Here is a 20894-nt window from a genome sequence, read left to right as displayed (position 1 = left end):
CTTACTCCCTAACGACAAATCATTAAAAAGGAAGTGCCAATAATGAACCTAGAAATGGTCATGCAGGAGCTTGAAGCTCTCGGCAAGGAGCGCACTAAGAAGATATACCAATCCAATGGCGCGCACGAACCGCTTTTTGGCGTGGCCACAGGCGAGATGAAGCCTATCTTTAGGAAAATAAAACACAATCAGCCATTGGCCGAGCAGCTCTATGCCACAGGGAATTACGATGCTATGTACTTTGCCGGGGTGATCGCGGAACCTAAAGCAATGACTGAGGCGGATTTTGACAGGTGGATGGATAGCGCCTATTTTTATATGCTGTCGGATTATGTGGTAGCGGTAACTTTGGCAGAAACGGATATTGCGCAAGAAGTTTCCGATAAATGGATTGCAAGCGATATAGAGCTGAAAATGTCGGCGGGCTGGAGCTGCTACTGCTGGCTGCTCGGAAGTCGTCCGGATAGTGAATTTTCCGAAGGGAAAATAGCCAGTATGCTGGAGCTTGTAAAAAATACGATCCATGATGCTCCTGATCGCACGAAATTCGCGATGAACAATTTCGTGTACACGGTGGGCGTATCTTATCAGCAGCTTCATGATAAGGCGGTCGAGACCGCTAAGGAAGTTGGCCCGGTGGAGGTCAATCGCGGTACCGCAAAAAGCAAGTTCATTAACGCTTCTGATAATATCCAAAAGGCGACGGACAAAGGTCGGCTCGGCTTCAAACGGAAATATGTAAGATGTTAGTCAAGAAATATTGAATAATCGATATGTAAAATAAAAAAAGCCCGTACAATTGCACTCGCAGCAATTGGCGGGCTTTTTTGCGTCTCCCAATTCCATCCCTTCGAGCCGAACGTTTATTTCATTGGAATTATCTGTGTGCAAAATAAGTTTGCCGTAATGAAAAATATGAGGGTCCTCAGTTGTATTAATAGTGAAAGGGGGTGCTGAGGTGTACCATTCATTTGAGCTCAATGAATCCGTACGGCAGGCCTTGGATCTATATTCACAAAGCATGATCAAAATTGCCTTTGCATACTTGAAAAATATAGCTGACGCAGAAGAGGTGGCACAGGAAGTATTTCTCACCTATTTGCAAAAGCGCCCTGTATTTAATAGCAGTGAACACGAAAAAGCTTGGCTGATTCGAACGACCATTAATAAAAGTAAAAACATGCTAAAAACCGGGTGGTTCAAAAGCAGGAACCCTGTTCCCGAAGATCTGAGCTACCTTCCGAAGGAAGAAAGTGAGGTCTTACAGGCCGTACTGGCCTTGGATAAGAAATATCGGATTCCGATTCATCTGCACTATTATGAGGGATATTCCATTCAGGAAATTGCAGATATTTTGCAGTCCAAGCCTGCAACGGTAGGTACATGGCTAGCGAGAGGACGCCTTATCTTAAAAGAGAAGATTGGAGGCCTTGAGGATGAAGAGATCATTATATAAATCCGGGATGTCCCGAGTGAAAACGAGTGAGGATTTTAAAGAAGCAACCTATCAGAAGTTGATGTTGGAAATGGAAAAAACAGCACAAACAAATAAGAGCAATCAAAAGGAGACATTTAAAATGGAAAAAGCTAAAAAAAGAACATTAACAGGTTGGACAGTCGGTATTGCAGCATGTGCGGTATTATCGGTCAGCATTTTCAATATGAGCCAGAACACGCCGATTGCTACGCCACAACCCTCGGCTGTTGTAGCAAAGCCTCCTATTATGGGTAAAGTGGCAGTCAACATTGATGGCGTTATTTCCGAAGTGAGCGAAGACGGCAAAAGCTTCAAGGTAGGTGACCTGTGGGTGACCGTAACAGATAAAACAGAGCTAGGCAGTAAAGAACCGACAGCCGCCAAGCCATCCGAAGAGCTGCTGCAAAAAGAATTTAAAGTAGGAAATATCGTGTCGGGTTACACGTCTCAGGATGTCAGCACAGGAAAGGTGACGGCAGATGTTATCTACAACAATATGGCCCCGCAGAAGGACACTAGCACGAACCCGCCTATTAAAGGAAAAGCTGCAGTCAATATTGAGGGCGTGATTACGGAAGTAAGCGTAGATGGAAAAAGCTTCAAGGTAGGCGACTTATGGGTAACAGTAACGCCGGAAACGGAATTGGGCATCGGAGGCCCAACAGCCGCTGAACCATCTGAAGAGCTGCTGCAAAAAGAATTTAAAGTCGGCAATATCGTGTCCGGATTCACGACAGAGGATGTTGGCACGGGAAAAGTAAATGCAACGCACATCTACAACAATATGGCTCCGCAAAAGTAAGAGATATACGGGAGCAACATGGCAAGAAGAAATAAAATAAAAAAATGCCTAGGCACCTTCATGAGAAGGTGCCCTAATTTCGTCGGTAAGCCTGCGAAGCTGACGCTTTATCTAATTAATCGTTCTCGATTAGCTTTTGTTGAATTTGATGCTCGTATTCGGCGAACGCTTCCGACATCATCCATCCGCGATCGGACATCAGTGATTGATAGCGTAGCTTCTTTGCCGACAACTCACTTTGAAGCTTTTGGCGGTCGGAATCGTTTCGGCAGGCGGAGAGCAAATCACCAAGCGTGACCATTTCTTTGCGGAGCTGCATTTCTTCTGGAATCATCCCGGCATTTTTGAGCAGCTTGAAGCCGACCCGAAGTTCCTCTGGGACATTCTCCAGATCATTAGGTGGAAGCGGCTTGCCGGCGCCCGGCAAATTGTCTAGTTCCCCGCGGCGGATAGCTTCCAAGATTCTCTCCTCTGCGATCGAGCGTATAAATTCCATCGGTTTATCAACTCCTCGATATTATTTTATCACACCCTACAACAAATTATTTGAGGAGTGCAGCCAGCATCCCTCTCATGAATGAACGCGCACCGAAGCGGGATCGGGATGAATTGTTGCGCTTCCGGGCATGTTAGGGAAAACATCGAAGGGAGTGCTGCGTGATGGCAAGAAGAAGGAGAAAATATGCGGTGCCAGGAGTCGAACAGGGGATGCAAGCATTCAAAGCTGATGTTATGAAACGCGAAGGATATGCCGTGAATCCGAATCAACCGGACGACGTAAAATACGAAGTGGCAAAGGAGCTTGGCGTACCACTGCATCCAGGGAACAATGGTCATCTGACTACGGAATCAGCCGGCCAAGTCGGAGGCAAGATTGGCGGCTCCATGGTTAGGGAAATGATCCGTCTCGCCCAAGAGCAAATAGCGAACAGGGAGTAGCCCGTTCTGAAGCCATCTGAGAAGCATTCACTTCAAATGACATCGCAGTAGGCTTGATGACCTAAACCGACAACTTCCCCTTCCCATAAGAAGGGGTTTTCGTCGATTGCCGCTGCTATTATTAAGCAATCGTTTCGCTTAGTCTATTAAAGCCGGAAGTATATGCTCCTTAATCAGTGTCCACCTATCTCGCGGATTTAGCATGAATGCGGATGCAATGGCTACGACCAGGCTTTTTTCCGGAATGCAGCAAATGACATTACCGCTATCGCCAAGCGCTAAGTACGCAAAAGTCCCATCTTCATCACCTAGCCACCACAGATATCCGTATTTATTTGGGTTCATAGCCGTAGATTCGTCAATCCATGTCTTCGAAATAATCGGAGCATGGTCCCAAATGCCACCGTTCAGATATAGAAAACCAAAACGCGCCATATCACGGGCATTTAGCGTAAGTCCCCATCCTCCTGTGGAATTGCCGCTCGGGTCGTTGACCCATCCTTTCACAGCTTTCCCGAATAAATCATCAAACCCAAAGGATTTCATCTCATAATCCGGGATTTCTTTCATGCCGATGGGTTTAAATAAGCGTTCATTGGCAAATTCACGGGCACTTTTTCCTGTGCTGCGAGTGATAATGGCTGAAAGCAGATGCGCCCCTGCGGTGGAGTACTTAAAAGCTCCGATTTCTCCTTTTTGTCCGAGCAAATCCAGCGTATACTTTACCCAGTCAGGCTGCATACACATGATGTCCAGCGGTTCGTGCCAGTCTTCAAACGCATAGGGAGCTGTCATAGTGAGAAGATGGCGTATGGTGATTACTTGTTTCTGTCTGTCAGCAGCATCAGGGACATATTCGGGGAAAAAATCGAGCACCTTCTGGTCTATATGATTTATATATTGCGCATCTAGGGCAATACCAATGAGAGCAGATATGATGCTTTTCGTTACAGATGCCACATGGTGCGTATCATCGGGGCCATACCCATTATAATATTTTTCGTAAGCCATATATCCATTTCTCACAACAACAATCCCGTTGATATTGCCGTAATCGGTTTTTATGATACCCTCAAGCTCTGAAAGCTTTTCAGCGTCCATACGCAATGCAGCAGGGTCTCCGGCTTGCCACTCTGTAGTTGGCCACTCAATTCTTTGCATGACAGCTACCTCCTGAAAGACATTATTTTGATTAGCGAGCGGTAAATAAAATGTCAGTTCCTGCTGCTATTTTTTCTTAATGGGAAAATACACCTCGGTAACGATATCCTCAGGAGAGGCGGCTTGATGGGGATCGGTTAAATAGACTTCATAGGGCGATTTCGCCAATTGATAGCCTTCATTTTCTACCCATTCCCGCAGCTTAGCATATACGGATGTTAATTTAGAATAGGAATCCTTAAGCGCAGACTTCGCACAAAGCTGCCCAGGCAAATCCCTCGTTCCTTTTACAGGCTCTGCTATTGGAATGGCAAACTCGGTATCATTGCCTGCAGGGTTGTACTCAGAGCTGTGGTAAATGGTCATCGGCGCGCCAAGCAGGGTGAGTTTTTCAGAAGCAATCTTTTCATACAGCCTGCTAAAATACTTCCCATATCCCGCGGCATAGTCATTGCTGCTCATCACCTGACGCATATAAAGGATATTCATTGGCGGGGTTTCAACAAGCTGCACCTCGATATTGTCTAGGTAAGACATAATGGAAATGCCTTTTTCTAAATCTAAAATATCATGGCTCATTTGTTTTAGGGTGTAATCAAGAGCATTCCGTTTTTCTTGTATTTCCTTTCTCTTGCGATTAAGGGCAGAGCAAAGCTTCTCTTCGGATTGATCATCTTCCCATTCCAAGAAGGCTTTAATTTCTTCCAATGGAAAATGATAAGACTTCAAACGGTTGATCAAGAGCATCTTTTTGAGCTGCCGGATGGAATAATACCGATAGCCGTTTTCGGGATTGATTTCATCAGGAGTCATTAATCCTATCTCATCATAATAACGAAGCGTTTTGGTAGATACTTCGCATATCCTCGAGAATTCTCCAATTGATAGCACGCGCTCACCTCCATCCTTCCTATTTTATACGGACAAAATGCTTTAAGTATCGAGCCTTTGCTCATTACTACTGTACACCTTGCCCTAAGGGAAAAGTCCACTGCAAAAGAATGGCTCGAACCCGCTCGTCTCTTACGATGCAGCATCAATAGAACCCGGTTGATGCTTCCATTCAATATGGACAATCTTACCAAAAATGCAGCGATGCGCGAATAGGATTGGCAGTGAAATACCATTGTGAATCCTCCTAGCAGGTGCTATATTAGGGTTGAATATTCGGACATGCTAAGGTACTCGCCGAGTGCCTTGTTTTTTTATTAAAGGGACCGTCAGATGGGGGCTTAGCAGCTTTGGACAACAACAACGGGACGACGACTTTAAGCGCTTATATGAAAAAAAACAGGATCGATTTTCAGGCTTTTATTTCTATTTCATTGGCACTGGCAGAGCTGCTGCAAAAGCAGCATCTTAGAGGTTTGATCCAGCAAAATATAAATCCCGACAATATACTCATTCGGTTCCAATCCGGTCGGTTGACGCTCCAGCTTATCCATCCATCCAAAATGATGCCTGTCGATGGGCAAACCTTTTTATCGCAAGACGATCTCATTCAAGCTTTAGCCTACATTTCACCGGAACAAACGGGCCGCATGAAGCGAAAAATCGATGGACGCAGTGATTTGTATGCTTTAGGTGTTCTTTTATATGAGCTGCTGACGGGTGAGCTTCCTTTTAAAGCGCGAACCGCTAACGAATGGATTCACGCCCACATGGCTTTGCTTCCCACTCCTCCACGTACACTAAACCCCAATGTCCCTCAAATCATAAACGATCTCGTATTAAAGCTGCTGTCTAAAACAGCGGGGAATCGATATCAAACGGCCTACGGCCTGCATGCTGATCTGCTTAAGTGCTCGGATCGGCTGAAGACGGATAGCATTCACGAAGCTTTTCCTTTAGGAGAATCAGACGAAATAAGCCGTTTTCGGCTGCCGAATAGGCTCTATGGCAGAGAAAAAGAGCTGCAGGAGCTGCTTGACGCTTACGAGAGCTCCTATTCGGGCTCCATGGAGCTTGTCCTAATCGGAGGCCATGCTGGGAGCGGCAAAACAGCGTTAGTCAAAGAAATTCAAACATCCGTTAGGCACAAAAAGGGATATTTTATTACCGGCAAGTTTGATCAGCTGAATCAGTCTATTCCCTTTGAAGCGCTTATCGCCGCTTTCCGTGAACTCATTCGGCAAATTCTGGCAGGGACGGAGGAGCAGATTGCCGAGTGGAGAAAGAAGCTTTTGAAAGCGCTTGGACAAAGCGGAATGGTTATAACGGAGGTGATTGCCGAGCTAACCTTGATTATAGGCGAGCAACCCCCTGTAGAGGACTCATCCCCAGCAGAATCGACGCATCGGTTTCAAACCCTATTTAGCAAATTTATTAAGGTTTTTGCGGATAAGAAGCATCCTGTTGTTATATCGTTGGATGATTTGCAATGGGCAGATCCTGCCTCGATTGATTTACTTCAGGTTCTGATTAATGATCCGTCCAATAAGTATCTCTTAATAATCGGCACTTATCGAAATAATGAAATCGATGACGAACAGTTATTGGCTAAAATGTTTTTTGACAACTTGCGGGTGAAAGACTCCGGCATTCATTTTATAAAAATCGATCCGCTCGGTTACTTGGATGTCATTCAATACGTTGCGGATGTGCTGCATGACAAGGCAAGCAGGATCAAGCCGCTGGCGGAAATCATCTATCAGAAAACAGCAGGCAATCCTTTTTATGTACAACAGCTGCTGCAATTTATTTTTGACGAGAAGCTGCTCTATTTCAATTCGAAGCATGCGAGATGGGATTGGCACATTAAATCAATCAAAGAACGGGAAGGCTTTAAGGACGTCATGAGCCTCATCGTAGGCAGGTTTAATACGCTTCCGGAAGAAACCCGCCAATTGCTTCGTTTAGGGGGCTGCATCGGAAATACCTTTGATATCCGGACGTTATCGATGCTCTACGAACGGGACGCTGCGCATACGGAGCAGAGCCTGCTGCCCGCGCTTAACGAAGGCTTGTTATTGATTGAGAAGGAGCGCTATATTTTCTTGCATGATCGGGTGCAGAAGGCGGCTTACGATCTCATACCAGATGAAGAGAAAAACAATGTCCATTTGAGGATCGGCCGGTTAATGCTTCGTTTTTTTGGCACGGAGGAAACAGACGATCATCTATTCGAGGTCGTGCATCATCTTAATTTAGGCAGCTCATTCATGGCTGACCAGGCGGAAATGGAACAATTGGCGCGCCTTAACCTAAGAGCAGGCAAAAAGGCGAAGGCTTCTACCGCGTATGTTCAAGCATTGGCGCTCTTAAAGACAGGCGCGCAGCTCATTGAAGCTCAGGGATGGTCCAGGCAAGATGCTCTGTATTACAATCTCTTGCTTGAAAGCACGGAATGCGAGTATTTTTGCGGAAACTTTGCTCAGGCGGAATCCATTCTGGAGCAGCTGCTGCGGCATTCTTCGAGCCAAACAGACCGAGCCCGCGTCTATATTATCCAGCTGATGATGTACGCTTATCGAAAGAGAGAGCATGAAGCGGGAGAGATAGCTTTAAAAGCGATGGAGGAGTTTGGTTTGTATATTCCGGCCAAGCCTTCGCGCCTAACCATAGCAGCTGAAATTACGTACACGCAGCTCTGGCTTGCGAGCAATCCGGGGCTTATAAAGGCACTGCCTGTAAGCCGCGACCCGCTGCATAAAGCATTGGCGGAAATCGTCATGGCATCATCGTCCATTTTATTTATTATTAACGAGGAATCCTCTCTTGTATTGTTCACCAAATATGTAAGAGTGTCTTTGAAGCAAGGCAATTCTGAAGCTTTTTCAATTGCGCTTGGCTCTTATGCCATTGCGGTGTGCTTCGGATTAAAAAGATACAAGACAGCACTCCGCTTAGCCGAGATTGCCCTTAATCATTCAGAAAAAATAGACAGTGTCTTATTAAAAGGAAAAATGCATTTTATTATGGGGCTGATTTTGCAATTTCTGCGACCTCAAGAAGCGGGCCTACACTTTCAAAGATCGGAGCAGTTAAGCTTGGAAGGCGGGGATATGATTTACGCGGGTTATGCCATATCTTCACGATTGATTACAGGCAGCGAAGATTTGAGGCATTTGAACCATATCTGTAATCAGCATGCAGAACAAGCAATCCGCGCGCTGGACCGCATGACTTTAAGGGTCATCTATCAAACGAGGCAATATGTACATCTTTTGCAGAGCACCCAGGAGACTGAATTAACGTTTGACTGTGAACATTTTCAAGAAGAAAGCCTGCTGCGAGAAGAAGTGTTGAACAATACGTACAAGGGAAATCGATACTATTATTACACATGCAAGCTTGAGATATATTATCTGTTTGGCCATTATTCTGAGGTTGCAGCCCTTGCTGAGGAATCGGCGGAATTCGAGATGGGTACGGTGCTGTCGTTTAATCAAAGGCACAGTTTCTATCATGCTTTAGCGATCACAGCCATTTACCCCCATGCTTCGGATTCAGTCAGACGCAGCTATCGCAAAGTATTAAATAAATTGCTCGCCCGGATGAAAAAATGGACAAAGGTCGTTCCAGAGAGCACATTGTCCAAGCATAGGCTGATGCAGGCGGAAATAGCGCGTTTGGATCAGGAGCATGCGAAAGCAGAGAAGCTTTATGTTCTGGCCATCCAAATGGCTCAAAAATCGGGATCGCCCCGGGATGAAGCGATTGCGAGTGAACGGGCGGCCCATTATTACCTTTCTATGGATAAACATAAAATTGCGGAAACTTACCTTCAGGATGCCTGCAGGGCTTATTTCAAGTGGGGCGCGTTAGGTAAAATAAAAAGAATGCAGGAAATCCACCCGATTCTTGAGAAGCTGTCATTCATAGAAACAGATGCGGCAGAAGCCATCTATGGTGATGATCTGGAAATTGTCGCCGTCGACAACGGGCTAAATAGAGGACTCGATAAGGAATTGGATATGGATACGCTCCGGCAGGCTTCAAAAATCGTATCCAAGGATAAAGCAGAGGCTGACCTGCTATGGAAATTCCTTGATCTGGCGATCAGCAATGCCGGCGCCGAAAAAGGATTGATCCTGCTTGGACGAGAGGGAACATTGATGGTAGAGGCTGAGAAAGATATAAATCGGGATCAAGCGGAGCCTGCCGATAACAGCGATCATTATTCAACAGCGGTTGTTCAATTCGTGATGCGAACGCGGGAGTCGGTCGTTTTGGGCGAAGCTTGCCACAGTATATTTGCCGCGGACCCTTATATCCGACTGAAACGTCCCAAATCGATTTTATGCTTGCCCATTAGCTATCCTGATCATCGTTTCGGCGTCTTGTATTTGGAAAATAATTTAACATCCGATGCTTTTAGCAAGGACCGTTTGGAAGTACTCGAAATGCTGTTTTCGAGAATGGCCTATTTGAAGCTCTGGCAATCACAAATGCATGTCGGCGGCGAAGCTGCTGAGACCGCGAGCGTGAAAGCAGCGCCTTCCTTGGTCGAATCGCTTACGAATCGTGAAATGGAAATTATCCGTCTAATGGCAGACGGCTTGACCAATAAGGAAATTGCCTTACGGCTAGAAATAACCGAAGGAACCGTCAAAATTCACGCCTTCAACATCTATGGCAAGCTGCAAGTAAATCGAAGAGTGCAAGCGATATCCAAAGTAAGGGAACTGCGCCTTCTGGACTAATAGCAACGCAAAACGAGCCTCTAGAATGACTTCTAGGGCTCGTTTTGCGTAGCGGGAGGTCTGTCTTTAACCTGCAGCCCAAACATCCAGCTCAATTTTTAATTCAGGCAAGCCTAATGCCGTGATATATGCAACGGTCATGGAAGGAGGCGTGGGACCGAATACGTTATGCCAAATGGCGTAAAAGTGATCCCAGTCGATTTCTTCCGTAGCCCAAATGTTGATTTTGATGACATGATCGGGAGTCAGCTTTTTGGATGAAAGGATTTCAACGATATTGTTCATTGTATTCGTAACTTGTTGGTTAAAATCATCGGGTATATTTTGGTTTTGGTCTATGCCAATTTGGCCAGAGAAAACATACATCTCAGCATCTCTGCTTATTTTTGTTACATGGCTATAGCTGCCAACCGGCTTCGCTATGTTTGAAGGATTATATCGTTTAATTACATGATTATTTAAGTTCATCGTCAGTAAAGTCTCCTTATAAATCGAAAATACATAACGATAGGTTATATATTTTCACTGTTTTTTTAAATTCCCATGCCTATAGGACAGACCTATCCCGTCTATATTCATTTTAGAAAAAAACAGCAGTAGAATACCCAATGCCACAAGATAAATATTTAATCGATCTTTTCTTCATTAGGTACCCCTCCTCACTCTTTATAAGTAAACGAACGTACAGCAAAATCATAACACTAACCCAGCAATAATAAAAGCTGGACCTAAGCGGACCCTTCCGAGCATTATGCTTCGCCGAGCCTATACATATTGTTCAAATGAAATGGATATTATGTTAAAGGTTGAAGTTGAATGAGGAGGATAACGATGTCAAAATTAAATATCGGGATTATTTTAGGAAGCACTCGTCAAGGCCGTGTAAGTCCTCAAGTAGGCGAATGGGTGAAAAGTGTCGCTGACAAACGTAACGATGCGCATTATGAAATCGTAGATATTGCGGACTACAAGCTTCCGCTATTGGGAGAGGCTGATGCTACAGAGCAAGCGACAGCTTGGAACGTTAAGCTAGGCAGCTTGGACGGATTCGTATTTATCGTTCAGGAATACAACCATAGCATCTCTGCAGCATTAAAAAATGCGCTCGATTATGCGCGTGATGCATGGAACAATAAAGCAGCAGGCATCGTGAGCTATGGTTCCGTTGGCGGCGCCCGCGCAGCAGAGCATTTGCGCGGAATCTTAGGAGAGCTGTCTGTAGCGGATGTCCGCATACACCCGGCTTTGTCGCTATTTACTGATTTTGAGAACGGAACGGTGTTCAAGCCCGCGGACCTGCATCTTACCAATGTGAACGGCATGCTCGACCAAGTGCTCGCTTGGAGCGGCGCATTAAAATCGTTGCGGTAATCGTAACCGACTATAGCAAGCCCAAAAGCCCTTTAGGTGAACGTCGCCTAAAGGGTTTTTTTGGGGTTCGAATTTTTAATAATAAAAAATAGTGTTTTATGCCATTTTTCGCTTCGGCAATATATGTTTTTGCAACTTCATCTGCTAACATAGGAGAAGCATAATGAGAGAGTACATAAAGCACGGGGGCTAGCATCTATGAGCTACAATTTATATTTATCAGCATTGCTGATGGCGGCTACCTGCTGCTCGCTAATGCTGTGCTATCTCTCTTGGAAAAGAAGAGAGCTGCCTATTGCGATTAGTTATGGGCTAGGCATGTTGACGGGTTCATTGTACACTTTCGGATACGCTTTTGAAATTGTTAGCACCGATTTAGAACATATACGCTTCTGGCTTCGAATTGAATATCTAGGCATCCCATTCGGCACTATTCTATGGATTATTATGGTGCTGCAATATACGGGAAGGCAAGCGCTCGTTCGAAAATGGGTAGTAGCGCTGCTGATGATTGTTCCTTCCATTACCTTTGTAGCTCATTATACGAACGATTGGCATCATTTATTTTATAAAAGCATGACTTTAAATTACTCGGAGGGCTTTCCGCTGGTAACGACGGAGAAAGGACCTTTGTACAAGCTGCATGTCTACTATTCCTATTCCTTCTTTGTGGTAGGCATGGGTTTAATGGTTGAAATGTTTCTAAAAGCGACATCCCGCATGAAGAAACAAATCGCTTTTATGATCATTGGATCCTGGGGGCCTTTTGGATTTACGCTTATTTATTTAAGCAATGTCATTTATATGCCAATTGATATCTCCCCATTTGGTTTTATTTTCTCAGGCATCTTCTACATGTGGGGTATTTATCAATTCAACATGCTTAGACTGGCGCCCTTAGCGCTGCAAAAGGTGTTTGCATCGATGCAGGATGCGGTAATCGTATTTGATTTGGAAAATACGCTGACTAGCTTTAACCAATCCAGCAAGCAGGTTATTAAAGGGATAAATAATAAATGGATCGGGTTGCCGGCAGCTCAAGTCTTTTTGCAATATCCATTGCTGCTGGAGAGAATCATGCAAGGGCCTTCTTTGAACAGCAAGGTTCAAATTTCGGGTCAAGCGGATGAGCCCTATTATAATGTGCATATGACCTTGATTAGCGATAAGAACCAGAAGCCTGCCGGCAAAATGTTTTTGTTAAGCGATGTTACGGAAATGGTGCGTTCAGAGGAGCGGCTGCTTGATAATGCCCGCCAGCTAAGCGAACTGAATATGTTCAAGGATCGAATGTTTAACGTAGTCGCTCATGATATTCGCGATCCGCTGGCGGTGCTCATCAATTTGATGGAGCTCATGGAGGACGAGCTGCAAGGCTACGGCGGAGAGCATGAGGAAATCGTCCATGAAATGGGACAGCAAATTGAAAATACTTTTGCACTGGTAGAGAGCTTGCTGGAATGGTTCCGAAGCCAACGCGATGGCATGGTGTTTAACCCGGTGGAGAGAGACATAAACCATACCGTACAGGCCTGCATACGGCTGTTGGCGGTTCGCTGCGAGAGTAAGAAAATCCAATTGGTATCGGAAATACCGAAGGATACGTTTGTGTTAGCCGACAAAGAAATGCTGGATTTGATCGTCCGAAATTTGCTGTCCAATGCCGTTAAATTTACCAACATCGGGGGCACGATCCGATTAAAAGCAGAACATCATGCCGATAAACTCATTATTTCTGTAAGCGATTCTGGGGACGGAATATCGCCGCAACAAGCTAGCTCACTGTTACAGGAAGGTTATCCGGTGTCATCAACAGGAACAGCAGGAGAACGGGGCGTCGGTTTGGGACTTACTTTATGCAGGGAATTTGTTCTTTTAAATGGTGGGGACATTTGGTTCGATAGTTCGGAACAAGGGAGTACCTTCTACTTCTCCGTTCCTACGCCATCTGCACATGCATTCAGACAATTGAGCAGCTTGGAGGCGAGCGCAGGATGAAGGTTATCCTTATTGATGACGAGAAGGCGATGCATTTAATTATGAAACGGATGCTGGCGAAGACGTCTGCGGAAGTAGAAATTGCAGGCAGCTTCACGGAGACGGAAACAGCATTTTTTTATCTGATGAATCATGACGTAGACTTGGTGTTTCTGGATATTAGCATGCCGAGGGAGACCGGGCTAGAGCTTGCCGAACGGTTAAGAGAGGTAGGAAGGGAAATAAAGATCGTGTTCCTGACCTCCCACAAAGAATATGCTTTGCCTGCCTTTGATGTGTATGCCTTCGACTACATCGTAAAGCCGGTTGTGCTGGAAAGACTTCAAAAAACGCTGCAAAGAGCGTTTGCTGAGAAGCGTAAAGAGAGCTTGCAGCAAGGGGAGCGGGCGGCGCCTCTAAATGAAATGAGGTTCAACTGCTTAGGTGTTATAGATATTCAAAGCACGCAGGGATTAAGGGCGAAATGGAAATCAAGCAAAAGCGCGGAGCTGTTTGGCTATTTGCTTATGCATAAAGGAAGGCTGATATCCAGAGCAAGGCTGATCGAAGAGCTGTTTGGCGACATGCCGCAAAAGAATGCTGAGGTTTACTTGAATACGACCGTCTATCAGCTGCGGAAGGTATTAGATCCATTTGGCCTGAGAGAGAATTTGCATTCTGACAGCAACCACTACGCTCTTAGCCTGAGTGAGGTGAGTGTAGACCTTGTAAGCTTTGAAGAAGGCTGTAGAAAAATGTCAGTCGTGGATGAGACAAATCTGGAAGAGGCGATTGCGCTAGAGCAGCTGTACGCGGGGGACTTATTTGGGGATCACGCTTTTGCATGGGCTTGGAACGAGATCGAGCGTCTTTCGTTGCTGTACACCTCCTTTACCCAGCGATTATGTATAGCTTTGTTAAATAAGGGCGAGACAAATGCTGCCATTAGGCTGTTAATGAAGCTCATGTCGCGCAATGAACTGGACGAACAATCCTTCATGCTGCTTATGAAAGCTTATGCTTTGCAAGAGAACAAGGAAGCGTTGATCCGGCAATATAGGCAATATGAAGATACGATGCATAGAGAGATCGGTATAAAACCCTCCCGCGAGGCTGCTGATTTATATCTCAGCCTGCTGTCTGGGCTGGATAAATAAGGATGGGTAAATATGAAAGGCTCCTAAAATAATGGGGGCTTTTTTTCTTTTGTCGAAGTTTGTCATTTTGCCGTCATTGGGCTTGGATATAATGGATTTAACTATGGATATAAGGAGAGATAAGTTAGCATGAAACGATTTTCAACACGCAATTTATTTTTAGTTTCGGCTTTGATTCTGAGTCTGTTAAGCGGATGTGTGATCAATACAAACCAAGTCACCATTAACTTTAACTCGGAGAGGTTAAGTGAAACAGAGCATGCATACATCAGATATTCGAATGGCGATGTCGTTCAGGCACCTAACCTATTGCAGAATCAAAACAACGTTACCGTTGCTACGAATAGCACGCAACCCATTGTAGGCGGATACGTAAGCGATGGTGTGGTGAGCTGGGTTCCAAACATGAGTTATGGCGGTGGAGGTTATGTTACTGTCAGTGGCATTTCGGCAAGTAAACCCACGCTTCCTGTAGGCTATGTCAAGTTAAATAATTCACCGGAAAATGCTCCGAATCAACCCGGGTATATAAACGTAACCTTTGCTGTTTATGATACCGATGGCGAGCTTGTGGATGATCGAACGGAAATTTTTGCACATTCCGCAGATACAGCTTTAACCTTCTATAACATAGATCCAAATGACCTAAGTAATGGCGATTTTTATAAGAGAACGAATACGGTAGACGAGGGTTACTCGTGGTACACCGTTAACGGATTGGTCACTTTCCAAATTAAATCCGACATTAGTGAAATTTATAATGCACCTCTTTCTTTATATTCAGGTTCTCAATTCATAACGAATGATCCTTTTCACAAAAAATCTACACCTGTGGCAGCAATCAATGTAGGCAGCGTAGGGGATGCCTCTTCCTTGCTAATTGGCGATACTTTGGCTATGCTCGCGGATATATTGCCAGTAGAGGCCTCTTACAAAAAGGTGAAATGGTCAGTTGAGAACGGAACAGGCTCAGCGACAATCAGCACTAGCGGCGTATTGACGGGTATTTCGGCAGGTACGGTTACCGTTAAAGCTACGGCTATTGACGGCAACACCGTTTATGGAACAAAAACGATTAAAATTCATGGACCTATCATACCTGTTCAAACCATAACCGTAACAGCGGAAGATGAGGTTTCTACAATCGAATCAGGCAAGACCCTTCAAATGTATGCTGTTGTAGCTCCAAGCGACGCAACAAACCAAGAGGTTGCTTGGTCTGTTATTGATGGGACGGGTACGGCTGTTATTGATGAAGAAACGGGAGAGCTTACTGCGGGCAATTCAGGTACAGTAACGGTCCAAGCAACAGCTACCGATGAAAGCGAAGTCGTTGGCAGCACTATTGTTACGGTAACAGCTGCCCAAGTCCCTGTATCCTCGATTACGCTAACAGGGGATTCCAGCGTGCTGGTTGGCCAGACGTTAACCATTGACGCGACCGTTGCTCCTGCTCATGCAACGGACAAATCGATTGAGTGGTCTGTTGAAGACGGAACAGGCACAGCGACAATCAGTACAAGCGGTGTATTGACCGGCACTTCAGCAGGTACGGTTACCGTTATAGCAACGGCTATTGACGGCAGCGCCGTTTTTGGAACAAAAACGATTGAAATTAATGAGCCTGCCATACCTGTTCAAACGATTTCCGTAACGGCGGATGGTGAAGTTACTACAATCGAATCAGGTAAGAAGCTTCAAATGAATGCTGTGGCAGCTCCTAGCAACGCAACAAACAAAGCGGTCGCTTGGTCCGTAATAGATGGAACAGGTACGGCTGTTATTGATGAAGAAACGGGCGAGCTTACTGCGGGCAATCCAGGCACAGTAACGGTCCAAGCAACAGCTGCCGATGAAAGCGGAGTTGTAGGCAGCACGATTCTTACGATTACGGCTGTCCAAATCCCTGTTGCCTCGATTACGCTGACGGGTAATTCCAGCGTGCTGGTTGGCCAGACGTTAACCGTAGACGCGACTGTTGCTCCTGCTCATGCAACGGACAAATCAATCGAGTGGTCTATTGAAAACGGAACAGGCACAGCAACAATCAGCAAAAGCGGTGTATTGACGGGTGTTTCAGCTGGTACGGTTACCGTTAAAGCAACGGCTGCTGACGGCAGTGCCGTTTATGGAACAAAAACAGTCGAGGTTAAAGTAAGCTCTGGCAGCGGTGACGATCATGGCAATCCGACACTTACTCCAGCGCCAACACCAGCGCCGACAACAAAGCCTGAAGCAACACCAGAACCAAAACCGACAGCAACGCCTGAAGTGAAATTTGATCAAAATGTGATTCAAGTGGAAAAAGTGATATCCAGCTTAAACAAGAAAGCAGAGGAAGCGAAAGCTAACCCAACGGATGTCGAGTTCAAAGACACAAACTCCCACTGGGCTGGGGCAACCGTTCATATTTTCGTGAAATTGGGGATAGTAAACGGATATGAGGATGGCTCCTTCCATCCTAACGCAAGTATTACCCGCGCCGAATTTGCTACCATTATTGCAAAGGTATTTGACCTCTCTGCGATGGGTGATAAAAATAAGCTAAGCGACGTTTCCGATCACTGGGCTTCAGCATCAATTGCTGCTTTAATAGAAAGCGGCATTATCTCAGGGTACGAAGATGGCACATTTAAGCCAAACAAAGAAATCAGCCGTGCTGAAATCATTTCCATTATTTCAAAAATCATTGACCTTAAAGCTGTAAACACAGCTTCAGCGCCTGCATTCACAGATATTGATGGAGCGTGGAACAAAGATCAAATCAAGCAAGCAGCAGCGGCAGGGATTATTAACGGAGCGGGTGATGGACAATTTGCGCCAAACAAGCCATCATCTCGCGCTGAAGCGTTAACGATTGTTTTACACACGCTGCAAACCAATGCGGATCTAAAAGCATTATTGGAAGCTATAAAATAATTAACGCGAAATGCTTTCATACAAAAAGCCTGCCATATGGCAGGCTTGGGCTGTCGAGAAAGTCTCGACAGCTCATTTTATGTTGAATTAATTTAATACGACACCGCGTTAATATAGTATTTATATTAACTCATTCGATCGGAAGGTGTTAGGTATGCTGCGTTCTAATCGCGATAAACAACAACATTTTGAATTGGTTTCTATTGAGGATTTAGTGCCCGCCGATCATATGCTTCGCAAGAAAATGTACATGATTCTGTGCCATACCTCTCTCGCTTAGAACGTCAAAGTGAACAATTTGGTTTCATGTAGAAGCAGTTGCTTTAGATTCAGGTTATTTGACAGCACCTATCTGTAAAGGTCTTGAAACGCGTAAAATCTTTGGTGTGATCGCATATCGTCGTTTCCATTCCACACAAGGTTTATACCCCGTGTCTCAAAACAAAAAGAGAAACCCAACGCTTCGGAAAAGCGTGGGTTTCTCTACAGTCTGAAGACCGGCAACTACCGGTCTCCTTCTCTTTTTCATAAAGTATTTCTGAGAAGACTCTTTTTCAATAGGGTTATGTTCCACTTTGTCCTTGTTATTTAAAACTTTCGAGCTAATTCACGAGCTTGCTGTATGGCTTTCTCTTTAATTGCCGGAGCTTGATCCGGCGTTGCAGCGACACCTTCGATAAAGATACCTTCGAATGAAGGAACACCAAAAAACTTCATAATCATAGTTAAGTGACGATGACCTATTTCAAAGTCTGCAAATGGTGCCCCTTGCGAATAAAAGTTACCAGCTGCTTGAATATGCACAGCCTTTTTATCACCAAGTAACCCAACTGGACCTACATCCTGAACGTATTTGAAGGTTTTCCCTGCAACGCATATAGAATCAATGTATGCTTTCATAACTGGTGGGAAAGAAAAATTCCACATTGGATTAACAAATACATATTTATCTGCAGCAACAAATTGGTCTACCAGTTCACCAAGTCGACTTACTTTCGCTTTTTCTTCTGTGCTCAACTGATTAAAATCAGTGCCAGAGCTTAATTTTCCCCATCCGCTAAATACATCTGCATCAATTTGCGGGATATCTACTTGATAAAGATCAAGATGCAGTACTTCATCGTTAGGATTAGCTTCTCGATATTCATTAATAAATTCTTTTCCAACACTTAAACTATAAGAGTTCTGGTGATCATGCGGATGAGCTGTAATATACAATACGGTTGCCATTTTGGTTAATCTCCTCTAATTGTGATTTTTTTTGGACACTGATAAGACAATTGGCGACTTCAATTTGTGACATAAAACGAGTTATTATTTTATGACTATTTGAAAATGATAGATCAACTGGTAGCAGGGTAGTAAAAAGAGGGAAATCTAGGGAAAACCCCTTAACGCCGTGTCTTAAAACAAAAAAGAGAAACCTTGCGCTTCGGAAAAAGCGTGGGTTTCTCTACAGTCTGAGCCTGCCATATGGCAGGCTTTTTGCTTGTTAGGAGACGAGCATGTCTCAAGCATTAATCAAGAGTATGTATAGGATGAAAATGCTTGCGCAATTTCGGACTTCCACTTTTTATAGGCCGGCAGCAGCGTGAAGCGAATGATTTCCTGTATGCTGTTCCATTCGTTATTTTCATATGCTGAAGTGAGCTGCTCCAAAGCATGACGCAGCGCCAGAGTCAGTTCCTTCAACTGATTGGCAGGCAGCACGGCTGACAGAGCCTGGAGTAATATTTCCATATGATAATAAGCTTCAACGATTCCTTTGAACAATGTAATCGTATCCTCGATGTAGCCCTCATTTAGCCTTTTCTTCATATGTTCAATTCCCTCAAGGCAGGTCTCTGCCAACTCGATCGTTCGGTTCAGCGTATCGAGATGTTTGTCCATAATAGGCCCTCCCTTATTCATTGTAGAAAAAAGGAAACTCTAGAGAGCCTAGAGTTTCCTTGCTTGCTGCTGCGATTAACGAAGTAATTGAAGTACGCCTTGCGGCTGCTGGTTGGCCTGTGCCAGCATCGCTTGAGCGGCTTGAGATAAGATGTTGTTCTTCGTGAACTCCATCATTTCCTTTGCCATATCTACGTCGCGAATACGGGATTCAGCAGCAGTCAGGTTCTCAGCAGAAGTGCCCAGGTTATTGATCGTGTGCTCTAGTCTGTTTTGGTAAGCCCCAAGCTTAGAGCGCGCCGTGGATACGGCGCCGATCGCGTCATCAAGGACGGAAATGGCTGCTGAGGCGTTTGCGGCCGTAGTGACATCCAGCGAGAATTCTTTGGCAGTATTGTTTGTTACGGAAGCCTTGGCTGTTAAAGTAGCCACTTTGCCGTTTGACGCTGTAATGGTTGAGCTGGCGGTGTCTCCCGTTACTTTAAGAGCCTGGGAGCGCATGTCGGCGATCTCAACGGCTAATGTTTGACCGCTGTTGGAGCCGATTTGCATACTCAAGGAGTTATCGATAATATCGTTCTCAAGCTTAAAGGTAGTCGTAGTGGAGTTGGCAAGGGTAGCCGCATTGGTTGTAAGCGAGACGCCATTATTAAACGCGATCGTATCCCCGGCTTTGCCTGTTTTCGTATCGTAGGTAGTTGTGCCGCCATCATTGGTCAGCTCGAACTTAAATTCCGTCACGTTCGCATTAACGCCGAAATAAATATCTCCGCTGCCGGATAGGTCAGCGCCATCATACGTTAATACGACATCGCGCCCTAGATCAATGGTAGTGTTATCGGCTGCTGTCGCGCTCAAGGAGTATTTCGCTCCGTCTACCGCCGTTCCATCCGCCTTTTGAAGCTCTGCCGTATAACCGGCTGCCGTTTTAACATTGAAGGTTACATCGTAGTTAGCGCCTGCTGCCTTTCCTTGAAGGGCAGCTGTGCTGAGGTCGATAAGCGCGCCTGACCCGCCGAAGGACAGGTTCGTCAGCGCATTCGGGCTGCTGGCAAGCTGAAGCTCATTAACAACCGTATCCGTGCCGATTTTAGTACCGGAAACCGTCTCTTTAAGACCAACGGTATATTGGCTTTGCACAGTAGTGGACAAAGAGTTGCCCGATACGAAGGAAGCGCCAGTAGAAGTTAGAGTAAGGTCTGTACCGCCGCCATCGAGATCAAACGTCAAATCGCCGTTTGTGTTCGATGCGATAGTCGCTGTCGCGCTGTCGGCTCCTTTAGTAACTGTAACTTGATCCAGCGCTGCACCGGAAGCAAGGTTAATGACTTGGCCGTTATACGTACCGTTGTCATTGACAGCATCGGCAAGGTTCAAGCCGGCAATAATTTTGTCAACATCCACGTCAAATTGGACGCCAGCCACTTGCAGCGTTTTTGCGCCATCGCCAGCCGCTCCGGAGATGGAAACGGTGCTCGTGTTTGTGCCATCATTGAATGTAAACGTAATATCAGCCGTTGCGTCGCCGCCATCGACTACGTTAATCGTTAACGTAT

At 45.3% G+C, this 20894-nt stretch carries 15 protein-coding genes and 2 pseudogenes; 10 read left to right on the top strand and 7 right to left on the bottom strand.

Annotated features, from left to right (window positions below):
- Positions 1-42 precede the first annotated feature (42 nt).
- The 3 genes from A7975_RS26705 (at position 43) to A7975_RS26695 (ending at position 2279) form a co-directional block, all read left to right on the top strand.
- Positions 43-750, top strand: coding sequence for a DNA alkylation repair protein (locus A7975_RS26705; protein ID WP_065387138.1), 708 nt, complete (start codon positions 43-45; stop codon positions 748-750).
- Between the two features lie 190 nt (positions 751-940).
- Complete coding sequence (locus tag A7975_RS26700) at positions 941-1456, top strand: RNA polymerase sigma factor (RefSeq protein WP_369688964.1); 516 nt, start codon at positions 941-943, stop codon at positions 1454-1456.
- Positions 1457-1577: 121 nt separating this feature from the next.
- Positions 1578-2279, top strand: coding sequence for a DUF5666 domain-containing protein (locus tag A7975_RS26695; RefSeq protein ID WP_141680423.1), 702 nt, complete (start codon positions 1578-1580; stop codon positions 2277-2279).
- A gap of 115 nt (positions 2280-2394) precedes the next feature.
- On the opposite strand, the gene A7975_RS26690 is transcribed toward A7975_RS26695, so the two are convergent.
- On the bottom strand, positions 2395-2775 hold the full coding sequence (locus A7975_RS26690) for a DnaJ family domain-containing protein (protein ID WP_053373463.1): 381 nt from the start codon (positions 2773-2775) through the stop codon (positions 2395-2397).
- 164 nt (positions 2776-2939) lie between these two features.
- Between A7975_RS26690 and A7975_RS26685 the strand changes: the two genes are divergently transcribed.
- Positions 2940-3218, top strand: a complete 279-nt coding sequence (locus A7975_RS26685; RefSeq protein WP_053373464.1) for an alpha/beta-type small acid-soluble spore protein — start codon at positions 2940-2942, stop codon at positions 3216-3218.
- 138 nt (positions 3219-3356) lie between these two features.
- Here the strand turns inward: A7975_RS26685 and A7975_RS26680 are convergent, their stop codons facing one another.
- Together A7975_RS26680 and A7975_RS26675 are read right to left on the bottom strand one after the other, a co-directional pair.
- The gene (locus tag A7975_RS26680; protein ID WP_065387136.1) at positions 3357-4379 is read right to left on the bottom strand and encodes a serine hydrolase domain-containing protein; all 1023 of its coding nucleotides are present in this window, start codon (positions 4377-4379) and stop codon (positions 3357-3359) included.
- 66 nt (positions 4380-4445) lie between these two features.
- Entirely contained in the window at positions 4446-5270 is an 825-nt protein-coding gene (locus A7975_RS26675; RefSeq protein WP_065387135.1) for a MerR family transcriptional regulator, read from the bottom strand.
- Positions 5271-5620: 350 nt separating this feature from the next.
- Here A7975_RS26675 and A7975_RS26670 point away from each other — a divergent pair, with 350 nt between their 5' ends.
- Entirely contained in the window at positions 5621-10024 is a 4404-nt protein-coding gene (locus A7975_RS26670) for an AAA family ATPase (RefSeq protein ID WP_065387134.1), read from the top strand.
- A 66-nt stretch (positions 10025-10090) separates the two neighbouring features.
- Here the strand turns inward: A7975_RS26670 and A7975_RS26665 are convergent, their stop codons facing one another.
- Positions 10091-10492: a RidA family protein gene (locus A7975_RS26665; protein WP_065387133.1), complete on the bottom strand. Its 402-nt coding sequence runs from the start codon at positions 10490-10492 to the stop codon at positions 10091-10093.
- Positions 10493-10855: 363 nt separating this feature from the next.
- Between A7975_RS26665 and A7975_RS26660 the strand changes: the two genes are divergently transcribed.
- The 5 genes and pseudogenes from A7975_RS26660 to A7975_RS35130 form a co-directional block, all read left to right on the top strand.
- Positions 10856-11395, top strand: coding sequence for an NADPH-dependent FMN reductase (locus A7975_RS26660; protein ID WP_053373469.1), 540 nt, complete (start codon positions 10856-10858; stop codon positions 11393-11395).
- Positions 11396-11593: 198 nt separating this feature from the next.
- Positions 11594-13393: a sensor histidine kinase gene (locus tag A7975_RS26655; RefSeq protein WP_065387132.1), complete on the top strand. Its 1800-nt coding sequence runs from the start codon at positions 11594-11596 to the stop codon at positions 13391-13393.
- Positions 13390-14529 (top strand): response regulator, encoded by a 1140-nt coding sequence (locus tag A7975_RS26650; protein ID WP_065387131.1) that lies wholly within the window; start codon positions 13390-13392, stop codon positions 14527-14529. Before A7975_RS26655 ends, A7975_RS26650 begins: the two co-directional genes overlap by 4 nt.
- Positions 14530-14658: 129 nt before the next feature.
- Positions 14659-17448: an Ig-like domain-containing protein gene (locus A7975_RS26645; protein ID WP_065387130.1), complete on the top strand. Its 2790-nt coding sequence runs from the start codon at positions 14659-14661 to the stop codon at positions 17446-17448.
- A 237-nt stretch (positions 17449-17685) separates the two neighbouring features.
- Positions 17686-17879 (top strand): annotated as a pseudogene (locus A7975_RS35130) (IS5/IS1182 family transposase); the annotation flags it as partial.
- 157 nt (positions 17880-18036) lie between these two features.
- Here the strand turns inward: A7975_RS35130 and A7975_RS26640 are convergent.
- From A7975_RS26640 to A7975_RS35690, 3 genes and pseudogenes are all read right to left on the bottom strand, one after another.
- A complete protein-coding gene (locus A7975_RS26640) occupies positions 18037-18678 on the bottom strand; it encodes an FMN-dependent NADH-azoreductase (protein ID WP_065387129.1) in 642 nt (213 codons plus the stop codon).
- A gap of 291 nt (positions 18679-18969) precedes the next feature.
- Entirely contained in the window at positions 18970-19338 is a 369-nt protein-coding gene (locus A7975_RS26635) for a DUF8042 domain-containing protein (protein ID WP_053373474.1), read from the bottom strand.
- Between the two features lie 75 nt (positions 19339-19413).
- Positions 19414-19671 (bottom strand): annotated as a pseudogene (locus A7975_RS35690) (flagellin); the annotation flags it as partial.
- Positions 19672-20894: the final 1223 nt, after the last annotated feature.

Origin of the sequence: Bacillus sp. FJAT-26390 (assembly GCF_001682865.1) — a bacterium.
Taxonomy (GTDB): domain Bacteria; phylum Bacillota; class Bacilli; order Paenibacillales; family Paenibacillaceae; genus Pristimantibacillus.
The sequence above is the reverse complement of the archived record's forward strand: the minus strand, read 5'-3'. Positions and strand labels throughout refer to the sequence as shown.